Source organism: Bacillus sp. UMB0728 (assembly GCF_002858875.1).
GTDB classification, from domain to species: domain Bacteria; phylum Bacillota; class Bacilli; order Bacillales; family Cytobacillaceae; genus Bacillus_AB; species Bacillus_AB infantis.
The window spans coordinates 600628-617514 of record NZ_PKLA01000004.1; the positions used below are offsets into that span (position 1 = coordinate 600628).

Annotated in this window: 15 protein-coding genes; 5 read left to right on the forward strand and 10 right to left on the reverse strand. The window is 46.4% G+C overall.

All coding sequences use genetic code 11. From position 1 onward, the window contains the following. Positions 1 to 58: 58 nt before the first annotated feature. The 4 genes from CYJ37_RS18765 to CYJ37_RS18780 all read right to left on the reverse strand — a co-directional run bounded on the left by CYJ37_RS18765 (position 59) and on the right by CYJ37_RS18780 (position 5954). Positions 59 to 2389, reverse strand: a complete 2331-nt coding sequence (locus CYJ37_RS18765) for an immune inhibitor A domain-containing protein (RefSeq protein WP_371931561.1) — start codon at positions 2387 to 2389, stop codon at positions 59 to 61. Between the two features lie 291 nt (positions 2390 to 2680). Continuing rightward, entirely contained in the window at positions 2681 to 3892 is a 1212-nt protein-coding gene (locus tag CYJ37_RS18770) for an MFS transporter (protein WP_009795100.1), read from the reverse strand. A 156-nt stretch (positions 3893 to 4048) separates the two neighbouring features. Continuing rightward, positions 4049 to 5215 carry an ABC transporter permease gene (locus tag CYJ37_RS18775; RefSeq protein WP_101551036.1) on the reverse strand — a complete coding sequence of 389 codons (1167 nt, stop codon included), beginning with the start codon at positions 5213 to 5215 and terminating at the stop codon, positions 4049 to 4051. Further along, a complete protein-coding gene (locus CYJ37_RS18780) occupies positions 5205 to 5954 on the reverse strand; it encodes an ATP-binding cassette domain-containing protein (RefSeq protein ID WP_022543542.1) in 750 nt (249 codons plus the stop codon). Before CYJ37_RS18780 ends, CYJ37_RS18775 begins: the two co-directional genes overlap by 11 nt. Positions 5955 to 6119: 165 nt before the next feature. Here CYJ37_RS18780 and CYJ37_RS18785 point away from each other — a divergent pair, with 165 nt between their 5' ends. Both CYJ37_RS18785 and CYJ37_RS18790 read left to right on the forward strand, forming a co-directional pair. Continuing rightward, positions 6120 to 6821: a LytR/AlgR family response regulator transcription factor gene (locus CYJ37_RS18785; RefSeq protein ID WP_101551039.1), complete on the forward strand. Its 702-nt coding sequence runs from the start codon at positions 6120 to 6122 to the stop codon at positions 6819 to 6821. A 42-nt stretch (positions 6822 to 6863) separates the two neighbouring features. Then, positions 6864 to 7856, forward strand: a complete 993-nt coding sequence (locus CYJ37_RS18790; protein WP_022543541.1) for a sensor histidine kinase — start codon at positions 6864 to 6866, stop codon at positions 7854 to 7856. Between the two features lie 176 nt (positions 7857 to 8032). Here CYJ37_RS18790 and CYJ37_RS18795 read toward each other — a convergent pair whose 3' ends face one another. The 5 genes from CYJ37_RS18795 to CYJ37_RS18815 form a co-directional block, all read right to left on the reverse strand. After that, positions 8033 to 8401, reverse strand: a complete 369-nt coding sequence (locus tag CYJ37_RS18795) for a rhodanese-like domain-containing protein (protein ID WP_094768339.1) — start codon at positions 8399 to 8401, stop codon at positions 8033 to 8035. Between the two features lie 263 nt (positions 8402 to 8664). Further along, complete coding sequence (locus CYJ37_RS18800; RefSeq protein ID WP_009795092.1) at positions 8665 to 8994, reverse strand: four-helix bundle copper-binding protein; 330 nt, start codon at positions 8992 to 8994, stop codon at positions 8665 to 8667. 90 nt (positions 8995 to 9084) lie between these two features. After that, positions 9085 to 9420, reverse strand: a complete 336-nt coding sequence (locus tag CYJ37_RS18805) for a hydrolase (RefSeq protein ID WP_257964249.1) — start codon at positions 9418 to 9420, stop codon at positions 9085 to 9087. A 74-nt stretch (positions 9421 to 9494) separates the two neighbouring features. Continuing rightward, positions 9495 to 10109 carry a serine/threonine protein kinase gene (locus CYJ37_RS18810; RefSeq protein WP_009795090.1) on the reverse strand — a complete coding sequence of 205 codons (615 nt, stop codon included), beginning with the start codon at positions 10107 to 10109 and terminating at the stop codon, positions 9495 to 9497. 373 nt (positions 10110 to 10482) lie between these two features. Continuing rightward, the gene (locus CYJ37_RS18815) at positions 10483 to 10800 is read right to left on the reverse strand and encodes a YckD family protein (RefSeq protein ID WP_094768340.1); all 318 of its coding nucleotides are present in this window, start codon (positions 10798 to 10800) and stop codon (positions 10483 to 10485) included. Positions 10801 to 11002: 202 nt separating this feature from the next. Between CYJ37_RS18815 and CYJ37_RS18820 the strand changes: the two genes are divergently transcribed. Then, positions 11003 to 11311: a PadR family transcriptional regulator gene (locus CYJ37_RS18820; RefSeq protein WP_009795088.1), complete on the forward strand. Its 309-nt coding sequence runs from the start codon at positions 11003 to 11005 to the stop codon at positions 11309 to 11311. 23 nt (positions 11312 to 11334) lie between these two features. Then, the gene (locus CYJ37_RS18825) at positions 11335 to 12525 is read left to right on the forward strand and encodes a chromate transporter (protein ID WP_101551043.1); all 1191 of its coding nucleotides are present in this window, start codon (positions 11335 to 11337) and stop codon (positions 12523 to 12525) included. 65 nt (positions 12526 to 12590) lie between these two features. On the opposite strand, the gene CYJ37_RS18830 is transcribed toward CYJ37_RS18825, so the two are convergent. Continuing rightward, complete coding sequence (locus tag CYJ37_RS18830; RefSeq protein ID WP_101551045.1) at positions 12591 to 15773, reverse strand: efflux RND transporter permease subunit; 3183 nt, start codon at positions 15771 to 15773, stop codon at positions 12591 to 12593. A gap of 208 nt (positions 15774 to 15981) precedes the next feature. Here CYJ37_RS18830 and CYJ37_RS18835 point away from each other — a divergent pair, with 208 nt between their 5' ends. Beyond that, positions 15982 to 16848 carry a TetR/AcrR family transcriptional regulator gene (locus CYJ37_RS18835; RefSeq protein ID WP_101551047.1) on the forward strand — a complete coding sequence of 289 codons (867 nt, stop codon included), beginning with the start codon at positions 15982 to 15984 and terminating at the stop codon, positions 16846 to 16848. Positions 16849 to 16887: the final 39 nt, after the last annotated feature.

The window sequence follows — 16887 nt, forward strand, 5'->3', positions numbered from 1 at the left end:
TAAGTTCCTTAATAACAAAAAAAATTCCAGCCTGGCTTCAGGCTGGATTCAAAAATGATTATTTAAAGATCAGGACCTTTCCGACTGTTCCGTCAGCACTTTCTCCTGTAACACGGAATTTCAGCCCTTCCTGAGGCACCTTCCGCCCCACATCTACGAGCCCTGGATTGCTGTAGTCAGCGCTGTCGTCGAATAACGGCGTTTGTTTTGTCTGGTTGTCCTTCAGGCTTAGCCCCTGGTTTAAATACTCTATCAGCATTTTACTTGATTTGTTCAGGCTGAAGGCTGCATCATGCATCTGAATGCGGTTGTTGGCAACTGAACCGTCGTTCCACTTCAATGCATGCTGATCTGCATCCACAACGCCGAGATACCCCTCGCCTGGATGAATGCCAGTCCAGTTATCTGTGAATGAATCATCGACATACCATACGACAAGGCCTTTATCATAGCTGATCAGGCTGTCGCCGCGGCGCACATGGGCAAGTCCTGCATCCACTCCATTATGAGATCTCCATTCGAGAAGATAGTAATGGTCTGAATAAAATTTCCCTTGGTCTTTAGTGAATCCTTCCAGCGAAAATGCAGATTCTCCTTCTGCATCATCCTTCAGGACTTCCTTTCCATCGGCTGTTATAAGGATATCGTCTGCATAGAAACCTGGCATTGTGGCAGCAACATCTGTGTAGTAATGGAATTTAACCTCAATTTTCTTTCCTGCAAATGCAGACAGGTCAAAGCTGCCATCCTTCCAGCCATTTGAATTCCCTGTAATCCCAAAGCCCGGATTTTGGTTATTCGGGTCTGTATCTGTTGTAAGATTGCCCTGAATGGATACCCATTCCTCAGTCCCCTGCTCACGGACCTGGACAGAAGCGTAGTCCCAATCTTCTTCAATGTCATACCAGGCCTTGAAGGAAAGCTCAGCCTCCGAAGCGCCGGCAAGATCGATTGAAGCTGTCATTGAGTTATTCAGCTCGTCGCCGCTGCCGCTGAAATACTCATATGAACCGCTCGCTGGTGTATTGACGATATTTTCTTTCTGCGGAAGATCGATTCTGACCGCATCATTATTATTTCCTTTCGTTACAGCCTCATCAAGAAGAACTTCCACACCTTTAGAATTTACATCCTCCGAGGAAATGGTCGCACCAGACAGCCAGTTGCCCCCATGCCAATTCTGAAGCATCAGTTTTGCGTAGGCACTGAATCCTGTAGGCTCTGTTCCAGGAACATCTCCTGCCCAGCTTCCGCTCGACATGATTGACCAGTAGGCTACTGGCTCTCCCTGCCCTGTATATTGTGTGTCATACTCATCAGGCAAGCCGAGGTCATGTCCATATTCGTGAGCAAACACACCCGCTGCCCCGTCCTCAGGTTCAATCGTGTAGTCCCAGGCTCCCAATACGCCGCCCCAGCGGTCGCTGTCGGATTTAGCTCCTTTAACCGCTACCGGGCCTGATCCAAGTTTTGAACGGTGAGACCAGATGGCATCTCCGCCAAGCGATCCTCCGCCTGCTTCTTCTCCAACACCTGCATGGATGACCATAAGATGGTCGATAAGGCCGTCCGGTTCGTTATAAACGCCGTCCCCATCATAATCGTCACGGTCCCACTGATCATACTCAGTCAGGTTCACATTCGGATCCTGAGCCGCTTTATTCAATGCCTCCATTACAAGGCTTCTGGCGGCTTTATCATTACCGTCCGGTGCCGGCACATTCTCGCCGTAATATTTAGCAGGGTGATCGGCTGTATACCAGCCGGCAACCTTCCCATCCACGGTATAGCTTCCGCCGGACTGCTGTTCATAGTACTGCTTCATGGATACGAGGTTCTGGCCTGAAGGCCCTTCATAGCCTTCCTCTCCGAAGATCATATCCTGGAAATGCTCTAAAGGATAATCTTCATAGAACATGTCTGATTCTTCTTTGGTAATCGAGCTGTGCTTATAATCCGAGAACTCGATGGCAAGGACAAGAACTTTATCTTCTCTTGTATCCCCTTCATAATTTTCCTTTTGTACAGGATCAACATGCGCTTTTTTAGCTTGTCCAAGCTTGTTGCCCTTGCCGTTTTTCAAACCGTTTCCTGATTTGCCTTTTTCCTGCTGTTCAGAAACATCCAGCTCTTTTCCTACTTTTCCGGCCGGGACCTTAGCTGCATTCTCTGCTTTGGCCTTCAGGAATTTTTTTAGTGCCTTATCAGCTTCTGAATGGGTAGCGTTGTTCGAAATCTTTCCCTGCTTTTTCAAAAGCTCTATTAATCTTTCATCATTGGCGATGCCTAAATCTGCCTGCGCTCCTGCATATGGGCTGGATACAGCATTATAAGCCTGAGCTTTTTGGACTGGTGCAAAGGCACCGGCTGAGAATACGCTCAGCCCCATGGCTGCAGCCAATACAGCAGAAGCAGCTTTCTTTCTTCTTTTCAATGTGATAGCCCCCTCTAATTATTCTGACAAATCTAGAAGTCGAAATTGTCTAATAACGAGTATACTTTTATTTCGAGGCTCGAACAATGAATCATTCGCACTATTATTTATATATTCATATAATTTAAAATACCTAGTTTCCCCTAAAAATATAAGAAATAATAGGATGATTAATAAGTTTCGTTAATTGGTAAATTATTCTAATATTATTCTAAAACCAAAATAAAACTCCCCTGAAAGGAGAGTCTAATGGTTGTTCGCTAATTCAGGGTTCCGGTTCATCGCTGCTATGAGAAGCACGCCGCTTATCAGCAATAAAAAGCTTGTGACATAAAAGACAGACGAAAACCCGAAATATCCGGAAAGGAAGCCGCCAAGAACCGGCCCGATAATATTCCCGAGAAAGCGGAGGCTTGTATTATATCCCAGCACCTCCCCCTGCATGCTGACAGGTGCTTCCTGGCGGATATAGGCAATCCTGACAGGGATGATTCCGCCAATGGCAATGCCCAGGAGGAACCGGATGACCACGAGCTGCCAGATATTCGTTACAAAAGCTCCTGGCAGATAAACGATAGCCGCCATGAACAGCAGAAATACCAGCACTTTCAGATACCCGGACTGATCACCGATCTTCCCCCATTTTCTTGCCATGAGCAGGTTTCCAAGACCAGCGGCTGAGAAGGCAATCCCCGAGAAGAAAGCAATGTTCTCATGGCCGTGAAGCTCATTCACATACAATGATAGTATCGGCTGGATGCTGAAGTGCGCAATCTGAATGAGCATGCTGATAAAGAGTACAGTCAAAAGGACCGGATTTGCCGCTATATGCTTGATGACCTCTTTGCTGGAATAGCTCGTTTTCGAACCCTTTTTGAGGTCAACCTTGAATTCCTTCGTAAAAATAACGAGAACTGCTGAGATAAAAATGGAAATCGAGGTCCACTGAAAGGTTGTCGCGTATCCGAGCGAGTCAGCCAGGACCCCACCGAGCATCGGGCCTAGCAGTGAACCGGTAATGCTTCCTGTCTGCAGGGTTCCCAGGACCCTTCCTGCAATCCGCTGCGGCGTCTGGGTAGAAATGAACGCCTGGGAAAGGGAAATAAAGCCTGTAAACATCCCCATAAACAATCGAAGCATGAAAAGCTGCCATACACTGGTGACATATCCCATCATAAAGATAGAGACAGCCATGCCAAAACCGGAGATAAGCAGGATTTTTTTTCGCCCGTATTTATCCCCGATCCTTCCCCAAATCGGCGAAAAGAGAAAAGCAGTCACAAAAGTGATTGCAAATGTCCATCCTGACCATTGCTGGACATATTCCTCTGAAAAGTCCCCGAAGGTTTCTATATATAAAGAGATAAATGGCAAAACCATTGTCATGCTGGCTGCCACAAAAAAGTTGGCAAACCACATAATCATTAAATTTCTCTTTGCTGCCTGTTCCTGATTCATCCACTCCACTTCTTTCGTCTTTTGAATATTTCGCTATACTAAATATTATCATACCGAAATAATCTGATATTGAAAACAGATTTTCATATTATTTTCCACAATGCCTGAAAAACAAACAAAAGGCGCTGCGGCTGCAGCGCCCTTTCTGTAACTATATCAGTTCAGCACCCATTTATCTTTAAGGAATAATGAGCGGGAGATGATGAATACAAGGACAATGGAGATAGCCGTACTTGCAAGCGTCAGAAGGATATTCTCCATATTGACACTCCCGTGGAGCAGTTCATTGATCAGCGCATGGATGTTCACAAACGGGATCAGAAAATGTTTCATAGTCAATTCATTGATGCCTACGCCGCTCAGGAATAGAGTCGGCACAATTGCAAGCATCATGATCGGTGAAATATAATTCTGCGCTTCCTTTACCGTCTTCGCAATGATGCTGACGACCATTTGCAGGGCACCCATGAACAAGGCGAACAGCAGGGTGATCACAATTGTCACAGCGATAATCGTGAACGTATTGTCCCCAAACTCCAGGGCAGCCTTGAGTTTTTCGGTCAGGAAAATGGTTTCCAGTACAATTGCGGCTACTGATACAATGCCTGCAATCATGCCGATTGTGGAGATTGCGAGCCATTTGGCAAACAGAAGCTTGATCCTGCTGACCGGTGTCATCAGCAATGCCTCCATTGTCTTTCTGTCTTTCTCTCCTGCAAATAAATCTGAAGCAGCAGGATATGCACCGGATGCGATTGCAATCGTAATGACCATTGGCAGGAAGCCCGCAAGTATTCCGACAGAAGCAGCATTTTCATCTTCATTATTGATTTCAGTTACCTGAACAACGATCGGTTGAGTAACTTGTGGATCCACCCCTGCAGCTGTCAGCCTTTCCGAAACCAGTGTATCGCTGTACGCATTCAAAGCCCCTTCCAGCTGTGACATCACATAAGCAGAGTTCTGGCTGAGAGAGTCACCTTTAATGACTGCGGTACCCGGCTCCCCGCCTTCCGGATTTTCAAAGAATTGGCCGCTGAATTCAATGGCTGCATGAGCCTTCCCATCTTTTACTGCCTTCCCGGGGTTGGCATACTCACTCACCTCAAGGTTAGGAATGCCTGACACAAGCTCCTTAGCTTCTTCGCCTGCAGTATCGCTGATGGCTAGGGTATAGGTTTCTGAACCATCATCAGACATCATTTTCTCATAAAATAAGGTAAGGCCCGTCAGCAGAAGGATCGGGAGCAGGACGCTCAAAAGTAATGTCCTCCGGTCCCTCAAGATATCCTTCATTTCTTTTATATAAATATTACGAAGCATAATCGTTCCCCCTCACCAATTTTGATTCAAAAATATAATTCAGATCTGAGCTTCCCTCTTCACGGTATAAATCCTCGAGTCCGCCCTTATAGACCATTTCACCTTTATGAATCATGACTACTGAGTCGCAGAGCATCTTCACTTCCTCCATAATGTGGCTGGAAAAGATGATTGTTTTCCCCTGCCTTTTAAGTGAGCTGACAAGCTGCCTGAATACATTTGAAGAAGTGATATCAAGGCCGGTTGTCGGTTCATCAAACAAAATGATTTCCGGGTCATGGATAAGGGTCCTCGCAATGGCAACCTTTTGCCTCATCCCTTTGGAGAATCCCCCTACCTTCCTGTTCAGATAGTCTTTCATGCCGAACATCACTGCAAGCTCATCGATTCTGACCTTTGTTTCATGGCGTCCAAGGCCGTAAAGAGATGCAAAATACTCAAGATTTTCCCTGGCCGTAAGGCGGTCATATAATCCGGTTTCCCCGCCAAACAGAACGCCCATACGCTTCTTTACCTCATCTGGCTGTTTAACGGTATCAAAGCCGCCGACTGAAACGGCACCCTCTGTCGGCGTGTACAGTGTGGCAATCGTCCTCAGTAGTGTTGTTTTCCCGGCCCCATTTTCTCCGAGGAGGCCAACCACCTGGCCTTCCCTGACTGAAAATGATATATGCTTCAATGCAGTTACATGCACCTTTTTATCTTTGAATCTTTTCGTTACTTCCTTTATCTCGATCATCTTTTTTGCTCCTTTCCTGCTCTCTTTGTAGCTTAATCTTACCTGTCTGATCGCATCACCGCTTCGATTCTGTCGCGAAAATGCCATTTCATGTCGTGAAAAGGATGTTTTCTGTCCAATAGATGGTAAAATAGATACGTAATTTAATTGACGAGAGGCGAAACTATGATAAGAGTGGGATTGGTGGATGACCGGCCGATTGATTTAGACAAGCTGTACGGAGTTATATCCAAGATGGAAGGGACAGAAATTGTGTTTTCAACCACCTCTGCAGAAGAGGCTTACGAAAGGGTCAAAAAGGAAGAAATTGACCTCCTGATTGCCGATATTGAAATGCCTGGCCTTTCAGGATACGAACTGGCCGATATTATCCATACGTATGCCCTCAATATTGCCGTCATTTTCGTGACTGGCACGAGCGGCTACGCGGTCCATGCCTTTGAACTGAATGTCCATGATTATATTATGAAGCCATTCACAAAAGACAGGCTTGAAAAAGCCGTCCTCCGATATATTGAAAAAAACCGGACACCGGAAATTTCCGGCCGGCTGTTTCTCAGGCAAAAAAGCGATATTCATATCATCCAGAAAAAAGATATTATCTTTATTGAGCGTTCCGGCCGATCAACCACCATACATACAAAGCAGGAACAAATTAAAACATACCAAACGCTGAATGAGCTTGAAGGCGAGCTCCGTGAAAGAGATTTTATCCGCTCGCACCGTTCATTCATTATCAATATCCATTATGTAAAGAACTTTTCTTTGTACGCCAAAAACTCCTATGTTGTTTTTTTTGATGGGACAACAGAGAAGGCAATGATTACAAAAGAGAAGATAGATTTTTTGCAGGATCACTATTTTTAACAGGCTATGCCTTTATTTTAGTTGAAAAGGGGAAGATGGATTTTGCGCTCTCAGATAAACAGCTCAGCGCCTGCCCTCCTGTATTCGGTGCTATTATCCGCTGCCGGAGCCGGCTGCTTTATACTCCTGGCACCGCAGTGGAAGCCGTTGATGACAGGTGCATTGGCATTCATGATTTTTTCTGCCATCCTTTTCTTTTCGGTAAAACTGAACTCCTCCAGCTTCCACCCAGCCCTTGGAGCGTTATTTTTGGTTTTTCAGCTGCTAGTCCTTCTGGCTGCAGTCCTGTCCGGCTCAAAGGCTGCTATTGCAGCTGCAGCAGGAGCAGCAGTGCTGGCAGAAACAGCCAGATGGTACAGCGGGAAGATCATTTTATCATCAGGTGCACGCCTCAAAGAAAAGGAGATGGAGGTGCGGCAGCTCAATGATACCTATCTCGCTGTTCGCAAGCAGCGGCATGATTTCCTGAAGCATGTCTCGGCTGTCCAATATATGCTGGATAAAGGGCAATTCAGCGAAGCAAAAGCGTATTTCGGGGGGCTCTTGTCCGGATATGAAGAAGTGAATCTGGCCATCAAAGGGGAAAACGGCCCTGTTGCCGGTGTGCTGCATCATATGCAGAAAAAGGCCTCGGCAGAAGGCATAAGCATCCATTACGACCTGGAGCTTCCCCTGTCTTCTCTCCCCATGAAAGATGAGGATATTGCGGCATTAGCGGGCAATATCCTGTCCAACAGCATTGAGGCTGCAGCTGACTATAAAGCTTCCGGCTTTGATGATGCATACGCAAGGCTCCAGTTTTACAAAAGAAGCGGACTTATGATTTTGACCTGCTCCAATAGTACGCTGCCTGTCCCACAGTCCATCATAGACTCCTTGTTTGAAAGATTCGGCATGTCTACTAAGGAGGGGGACCATGAAGGGCTTGGCACAAAAATCATTAAAGATATTGTCCTTTCCTACAATGGCTTCCTGGATTATACCCATAAAGGACAATCTTTTGAAGTTAAAATAAAGATTCCGCACATCTCCTAGCCTGAACTAAAACGCAAGCTTCTTGATCACCCTTTAGGCATGCAGACTAAGTACGCGGTGTCCTGTGCCAGCGTCTGCATACACCACATCCTTTTTGGGCCTCAAGACGAAGACTTATATTTTAAAAATACCCTAAACATAAAGATATCCCCCCATTCTCACAGTGGGGGGATTCTTTAATATTTATGGCAGCAGGCCAGCTCCTTCCCGCCACATTTTTTATTGGACAAAGTGAATCCGGCCACTTGAAAGCCATTTTTTTGAAGCAGACGGACTCCCATATTCCGCTCCAGCGGGGAGGCGCAGATAAGATGGATCTTTCTTGCAGGGATATCGTCAAGATTTCGGACAATATAAGGGACAGGAAGATTTACAGCACCCGGAATCCGTTCTTCATAGCCCTCATTGTAATCCCTGATATCAAGGATCACATGGTCCCCGGGGATTTCATCCACCCTGCGGCACGGCACCTTGAGGACTGGAATATAACGATTATAGAAAGGAACCGCTAGCAAAAACAAGAAAACGATCAGCATATATATCATCTTTTTTGTACCTCACTGAAGTTGGTGATATTTCCCTTAGTTTCACATTAGATTGGTGTATCGGCACTTCGATCATATACGCCTTCAGGTATAAAATCAACTCAAATGTCTGCAGCTGCCTGTACTTTTTTCTTCATGAAAAAAGCCGGTTCAGCCCGGCTTTTTCAGATGATCTTAAGATCTGTTTTTTTACACTTCAAATGCCTGTTCCAGGCTCAGCCGGCATTTTGCCCGGAGGCCGGAAAACAGTTTGCACATTCCTTTTACGCTGCCATGCTGCGGCAGATTTCAGCACATTTTAAGCAGGCATCTGCGCATCTCTGGCAATGCTCATGATCGTGCTTTTTGCACTCTTCTCCGCATGCCTCGCAAATATCAGCGCAGACAGCGCAGATCTGTTTTGCAAATGGGCTGTCAGATTGCATTGCCTTAGCCGCAAACGCGCAAAAATCGGCACACTCCCTGTCAAGCCTGATGCAGCGGGCCATCATCTTTACATCCTCTTCCTTCAGACAGGCATCGAAGCACATATTGCATGCATCCATACATTCAAGACAGGCCTGTATACATTCTTCATAAACTGAGTTTTCCAATTGAATCCCTCCATTCTCTTTTCTACTCTGTTACCACTTTAAAAAGAAATAAAACAAACAGGCAGCCAAATTCCGGCTGCCTGGATGTTATCAGCGTCTGTTCAGTTCTTCCCCGGATAAGATGCCCATGCTCTTTACATGCGCCCTTGCTTCTTCATCTCCAAGCTGGTAGATCAGTGCATATGCCTGTTCAATCGTGGCATCATATTCATCATTCTGAGGATCTTTATGATATTCAAGGAAAGGAATATGTGAGCGTACGAATGTTTTTAAATCCGCATCATAGTTGATATTTAAATATTTTGCCAGCTGGTGGATTTCCTCGTCATCTGCAAATACCCTGAATTGCCAGTCCTCTCCCTCTGCTTTTCCCGGATGGATTTGGCCATTCTCGATATCAATATAATAATCTTTCTTCTCTTCCATCATCTCAACTCCTGGCTTTTTTTATGCCTTTACCACACAGTAAGCTATGGCTAAACCAGAGTTGCCCATTCCCGTCAGCAGCTGCGCCGCTTCAATAACCTTTTATACACATAAGCTGCCCCATTTAATACAGGTTCGGGGAACCTTTTTGGAAACAGAGGCTTGAAATAGAACTTGCAGAAAAAGTATTTCAGGTCTTCCCATTGCCTGCAGAAGCTGGCCTGCCTGAATCTTGCCACATCAATCAGCATGATTTCCCCAGCTGACGTTTTAAATAAATTCCTGAGGTGGATGTCAGAAGGATTCAGCCCTTTAGCACGGGCAAGCTCCAGCGCTGCATCCACTCTTGCAATATCGTCCGGTGTGATCTTGGTTCCGTTTGTAAGGCATTCAAAAAAGGTTTGACCTTCAATATAGTCAATGACAATATAGTTATCCCCTTTTTCATGCAGGCGCGGATAAAATACGCCTCCTTCGAGCTGCCCATAAATCTCAGCCTCTTCCAGGGCAATGTGGCTGAAAGCAGGGGCAAATACCTTGAGTGCCTTTTCTGTCCCGGCAATCTTGAAAACAGCTGCACTTCTGCCCGTTCCAGCATGAAGGAGGGCTTCGTCTTTTTGTATATATCTGATTGGATTTTCGGCAATAAGGACGCTTTCAGCGAGCCTTTTATACTTTTTCTGCGGCATAGAAGTTCCTCCTCCTGTTTTACGGGCTCTGCAAAATGGCAGAGCCTGCCCCCTCCTAGTAAAGATGTATTCCCGAACTTCTCTCAATAGTCTAGCTGATGCTAATAACCAGACAGCATCCTTCAAACGACAAAAAAGGCATCATGACCTTTTGCCTGGTCATAATGCCTCAATAATCAAAAGAGACCCATACCAAACAAACGTGGTAAAGGTCTCGCAAACAATTCGAAGATTGCCAGCATAGCCGGGGCTATTGCCCGTATTGACGACTGTGCTTATCTGCTACTCCCCTTTTAAAAAAGGAAATCAATTTATATAGACTTATTTTACAAAAGAAGGCTGTTTAAGTCAAACAGCCTCCACAAGCCATCTATTAATGGCAATGCGGGCAGTGCTTACGATTCAGCCAGTGGGGCATGAAGCCTTCTTCTTTCATTTTTTCGTGCCTTTTTTCCAGATGCTTCACCATTTCCTGTGCCTGGTCAGCGGTGATTGCCCCAAAGTCTGCATATTTCATGATGACCTTTTTCCTCGCCTCCAGGACATCTGCCTGAAGAGCCTCAATTTCCTTTACCTGCTCCTCTGTCAGCTGTTTGCGCTGTCCGCTGTCCGTACCTTCTGCCTGTACCATTCCAGCAGCCTGTCCAAGAAAAAGTGCGCATAGAAGCACGATGCTAAGCTTTTTTATCATGATCTTCACTCCTTTTTTATGTTTTGTTTATTTTTACCTCAAATAACCAAATCTATGAATGGAAAAAATTAGAGTGAATCTTTCATTCCTCTTTCTTTTTGTAAAGATTATGTAAAGGTACTTAAATTCCATTCAGATATTGTTATACTACCGTTATCGAAATCCGATATTGAACTTCGATATAACGATAGGGGGCTGGGAAGTGGAAGATAAAATTCTCCGCAAATTATTCTTAGGCTTTATCCAGATCCACATCCTCCACCATGCATTGGAAGAACCAATCTATGGAGCATGGATGCTGGAAGAGCTGAAAGAGCATGGCTACTCGATAAGCTCTGGCACATTGTATCCCATTCTTCACGGGATGGAATCAGATGGCCTGCTTATGAAGGAAAACCGGAATGTGGATGGTAAAATCCGGAAGTACTATACGGCTACTCCAAAAGGGCAGACGGTTTTGGAAGAAGCCAGGAAAAAGGCTTATGAGCTTTTTAAAGAAATCAAGGATTGATTAACGGAAGGAGAGACGAAAAGATGAATACAGAAAGTAAATATACCATTCATACTTTTATTGAGATACTGCTAGTTTCGGCCAAGCTTGGCCTGACATCATTTGGCGGTCCTATTGCCCACTTGGGCTATTTTCATGAAGAGTATGTAAGACGGCGGAAGTGGATGGATGAGCAAAGCTATGCTGATCTTGTAGCTCTTTGCCAGTTCCTGCCCGGCCCTGCAAGCAGCCAGGTAGGCATGGGAATCGGCTTTGCCAGAGGTGGCCTGATTGGCGGTTTTCTTGCCTTCTTAGGCTTTACCCTCCCTTCCGTTGTAGCGCTGATTCTTTTTGCACTTCTCATGGATGGCCTGGACGCAGTCAATTCCGGGTGGATCCATGGTTTGAAAATTGTAGCCACTGCTGTGGTGGCGCATGCCATCATGGGAATGGCGTCAAAGCTTGCACCTGATCTGAAAAGGAAGGCCATCGTCCTTCTTGCCCTGACAGCAGCCCTTTTGTGGCAAACTGCCATTTCGCAGATTTCGATTATCTTAGCCGCGGGAATTGCCGGTTCTGTCCTTTATAGAAACCACTCACAGGAAAAAAAGGCACCAATGCCATTTCCGATTTCAAAAAAGACAGGCGCAGCGGCACTGGCATTATTTTTCGGCCTGCTCATCATCCTTCCGGTTCTTCGGGAAGCCACTTCCTTAAACTGGATTGCGATGTTTGACAGCTTTTACCGCTCCGGTTCACTCGTATTTGGCGGCGGTCATGTTGTACTTCCCCTCCTTGAACGGGAGTTTGTGCCGGGCGGCTGGCTGACTGAAGAAGCCTTTCTTGCCGGATATGGCGCTGCCCAGGCGGTGCCGGGCCCGCTCTTCACCTTTGCTTCCTATATCGGAGCCGTAATCAGCGGCTGGCAGGGGGGTCTCCTGGCGACTGCCGCTATATTCCTCCCCGCCTTTTTATTGATTTCAGGCGCGCTGCCATTCTGGGCCAGGCTGCGCAGCAACCCAAAGGCTGCCAGTGTCTTGATGGGGGTCAATGCAGCAGTGGTAGGCATTCTGATTGCTGCCTTTTACAATCCAATCTGGACAAGCTCCATCCTGGCGCCGGCAGACTTCGCATTCGCAAGCATCCTTTTTGCCATGCTTGCCTACTGGAAGCTGCCTCCATGGATCGTCGTACTAACCGGGGCAGCCGGCGGTGCTTTATTAGGGCTTCTCTAGATGCAATACTTCAGTTGAACAGAAAAAAGAGGCAGCGGGGGATTCCCGTTGCCTCTTCAGTCTGCTTATTCAGCAGCGGCTGTTTTCTTTTTTCCTCTTCTCTTCAGCTTCATTAAGCTCTCATACACAATAGGCACAATCAGCAATGTGAGAAGCGTTGAGCTTGTGAGTCCGCCTATTACGGTTACTCCCAGTCCTTTGGAAATCAGGCCGCTTCCTTCAAGTCCTACAGCCAGCGGCGCCAATGCACCGATGGTTGCGATGGCTGTCATCAGGATTGGACGAAGCCTTGTACCGGCTGCTTCCAGAAGCGCTTCCCGTGTCGGCAGGCCTTCCTGTTCCTTATGGATGACGCGGTCAATCAGAACGATTGCATTGGTCACGACAATCCCGATCAGCATCAATGCCCCGATCATGGCAGATACGCTCAAGGTCTCCCCTGCAATCAATAGCCCGACAAGAGCACCGATGATCGTGAACGGCAGTGAGAACAGGATGGCAAATGGAGCAAGCCCTCCGCCAAAAGTAATGACCAGAACGAGATATACAATCGCGATGGCAGCAAGCATCGCAAGCCCAAGCTGTGTAAAGGATTCATTGATATCCTCCGTTACACCGCCCATTGAAATTTCTACATTTGAAGGCAGCTCAAGCTTATCAGCTTCCGCATTCACATCTGCAGAAACTTTTGCAACATCCTTCGATGTAATCTCTCCGCTGACATTCGCGTAAATCCGGCCGTCCTGCCTTGTAATCGTATCGGAAGTCGTACCTTCCTGAATTTCGACCACATCTTTAATCGGAACCTCAATTCCCAGTGGAGACTGAACCGTCTGGTCTGTAAGGTCATCGATATCCTGGTAAGATTCTGCTTCCATTTCAACATATACGTTGACTTCTTCGTTATCATAATCAACCGTCGTCAGCACCTGGCGCTGGCCTGTGTTGGAAAGGCCCATTCCGATCTGTGCTGCAGACAGCCCCAGGCTGCTCAATTTCTCCTGGTCAGCTACGAGCGTGTATTCGTCATACGTATCTGAGATGCTTGTTTTAACATTTGTCAAAGAATCATTGTCTTTAAAGATGCCTTCAAGTTCGGAGATGACCGGCTCAATATCATCCATGCTCTCTCCGTATACCTGCATGGAAAGCGAACTGCTTGAACCCATTCCGGAGAAGTCCTGGCTTCCCCATTCCCCTTTATCAGCCAAACCTTTCAGCTCTTCAATCACATCTTCTTTTTCTTTATCAAAATTCTCTTTGCTATCCTCATATTCTACAAAGAACATAGCGGAATTGGACTGGCCGGGGTTCATCGGATTTTCTCCGCCCACAGAGAACTGCAGGTTTTTCACTCCGTCTCTGTCGAGAAGCATCTCTTCTGCGCGGCCGGCAATTTCCTCTACCTCTTCAAGTGTCTGGCCCGGCTCTGGTTTGTATGTGGCAATCACCATTTTCTGCTCATCGGCAGGCAGGAAAGAAACGCCGATTACTGGTACAAGGAACAAGCTTCCGACCAGCATCAGTACGGCAATCCCCGAGGTGATGATTTTGTGGTTCAATGCCCAGTTAAGGACCTTCCGGTAGCCTGAAGCAAGCTTGCCGGGCTTTTCTTCATCCTGATGCTGATGCTTAGCCGGCAATCCGTTCTTAAAGAACGTATGGGCCATCATCGGCACAATCGTAATCGCTACAAGCAGCGATGCAAGCAGGGCAAATACCACGGTAAGAGCAAACGGAAGGAACAGTTCCCCAACCGTGCCTTTAACCAGTCCAAGCGGGAGGAATACCGCAATGGTGACAATGGTCGAAGACAGGATCGGCATAAACATTTCCTTTGTTGCCGAAACAATCAGTTCCCGTCCTGACAGTTCTTCACCTTTAAGGCTCATGCGGCGGAAAATATTTTCGATGACGACAATTGAATCATCGATTACACGGCCGATGGCCACAGTCATGGCACCCAATGTCATAATGTTCAGCGTGATATCCATCTGCTTCAGCAGAAGTATCGCAATAAGCAGCGATAATGGGATTGAAATGACCGATATGATCGTCGTCCTGAAATTGCGCAGGAACAGAAGAATGATGATCATCGCAAAAATTGCCCCAAATACAGCTTTGCTCAGCATCGTCTCTACAGATTCTTCGATCGGCTCTCCCTGGTCAAAGATTGGCGTTACCTTCAAGCCATCAATGTCTTTTTCAAGCTCTGAAAGCTGTGCCTTTACATCATTGACAACTTCAACCGTATTGGCATCGGCGGCTTTAACAATCTGTACGCCGATTGATGTTTCTCCATTAGTCCTTGAAATCGATTCGGCTTTGCCGACCACTTCAATAGTGGCGATATCCTGAAGCTCAACAGTCGGAATTCCCGCAGCTGCACCAGCCTGGCCAGCGCCCTGCTGTGCACCTGCACCAGGGGCAGCACCCTGCTGCTGTCCTGCAGCCTGCTGGCCGCTTTCAGCCGGAGCACCCTGGGCCTGCTGGCCGGCTCCCTGCGGAACAGCTGGAATCTTCAGCTGTTTTAAGTCATCTATTGTAGCGATATTTCCATCAATAACAACCGATTTTTCAGTGTTTTCAAATGTATACAATCCGAGCGGGAAAGAAACATCAGAACCTTTGATGATGTTCTTGACTGTTTCTTCATCAAGCCCAAATTCAGCCATCTTTTCCTGGTCAAAGGTGAGCTGTGCTTCCTGAAGCTGCTGGCCGGATATCTGGACAGAAGAAACTCCTTCTATCCCCTCAATCGCAGGCACAATCTGGTCTTCAGCCGTTTTAGTCAGCTCAGGCAGAGATTTTTTCTCATCAGAGATGCTCAGGGACATGATTGGGAATGCATCAAGGCTGAGGCGGGAAACACCGGGCTCCTGGGCACCGTCTGGAAATTCAATGCTGTCCAGCGCTTCCTTCACTTCATCCTGTGCTTTATCCATATCTTTGTCAAAATTGTATTGTATCTGAACCGATGAAGCGTTCTGGAAGGAAGAAGAGCTTACCACTGATACTCCTTCAAGGTTTTGGACCCTCTTTTCAATCGGTTCTGAAATTTCATCTGCCACCTGTTCCGGAGTGGCACCCGGGTAGACCGTCATCACCGAAACAAGCGGGGTCGAAATGCTCGGGATGGTTTCCATTTTCATGTTCAGCCCGGAATACAAGCCTGCTGCCGTAATAATAATTGTCAGAAGCCAGACAGCAAATTTGTTCTTCAGGGAAAACTGGATAATGCTTTTCATACTTCCTCTCCTTGCTATAATTGATTTAATTGACTTTTTGTATTATGATGTGACTGACTGGTCACTACAGTGCCTAGCATAACTGACTGACCGGTCATGCGTCAAGTTTTACCATAGGTTTAAAATGTGGCGATATTGTGACTGGCAGCAGAACGCTGCAGTATCTATAAATGGCTTTAAGAGACCCAGACAGGGAGGTTCTGATCAATTGAAGGAAAAAGAAAAACTGATACTTGATTCCGCTAAGAAACTATTTGCAAAAAAGGGCTTCAGCTCAACCTCCATCCAGGAAATCGTCAATGACACAGGCATGTCAAAGGGAGCCTTCTATCTTTATTTCAAATCAAAGGAAGAACTCCTTCATGCTATTTTCGACAATAGCTTCGATGAATTGCATGCAGAAATTTTTGTATATGAAAACAGGGAACTGGAGCCCCGCGAAAAATTCATCAGCCAGCTGGGTTCCCTTTTCAATACATTTGCCACTCATAAAGACTTTATGATCATGCTTACCCGGGAGCAGGCGCTGCCAAGGGATGAAGCACTAAAGGAACTTATATTTGCACGGATCATAGAGGTGCATCAATTTTACAGAAATGGCCTGTCTTCCATCTATGGTGAAAAAATCACTCCATATCTTTGGGACCTCTCCATGATGATCGAAGGTATGTTCCACCCGTTCTTTAAAATTCTTATGCACGATCCTGAAAACTTTAAAGCAGATGGGGTTGCTGAATATATCATGCGAAGGATGGACAGCATTGTCGGCGGCATCCTCGAGGAAGAGCCGATCATCTCTGAGGAAAAAAATGCAGCTCTGCTGGAAGCAGCAAAAAAAATGCTTGCCGGGCACAAGGGTAATTTAACTTCGGCGGTGAAAAGCATGAAAAAGGAAGCGTTGTCAGGAAGGCATAAAGAAGATCTGGCAGTGTCCATGGAAGTGCTGGAAGCGGAAATATTGAGCAGCAGCCCAAGGGTTCCAGTCATTCAGGGCATGCTGTCCAACTTCAAGGGAATCCAGGAATTTGATTCCTATATTTCTGTGATTGCAGCGCATTTCCATATAAACTTGTGATGGATTGGGAGGGATGTGTAAGAGCATTGACTCACCCCC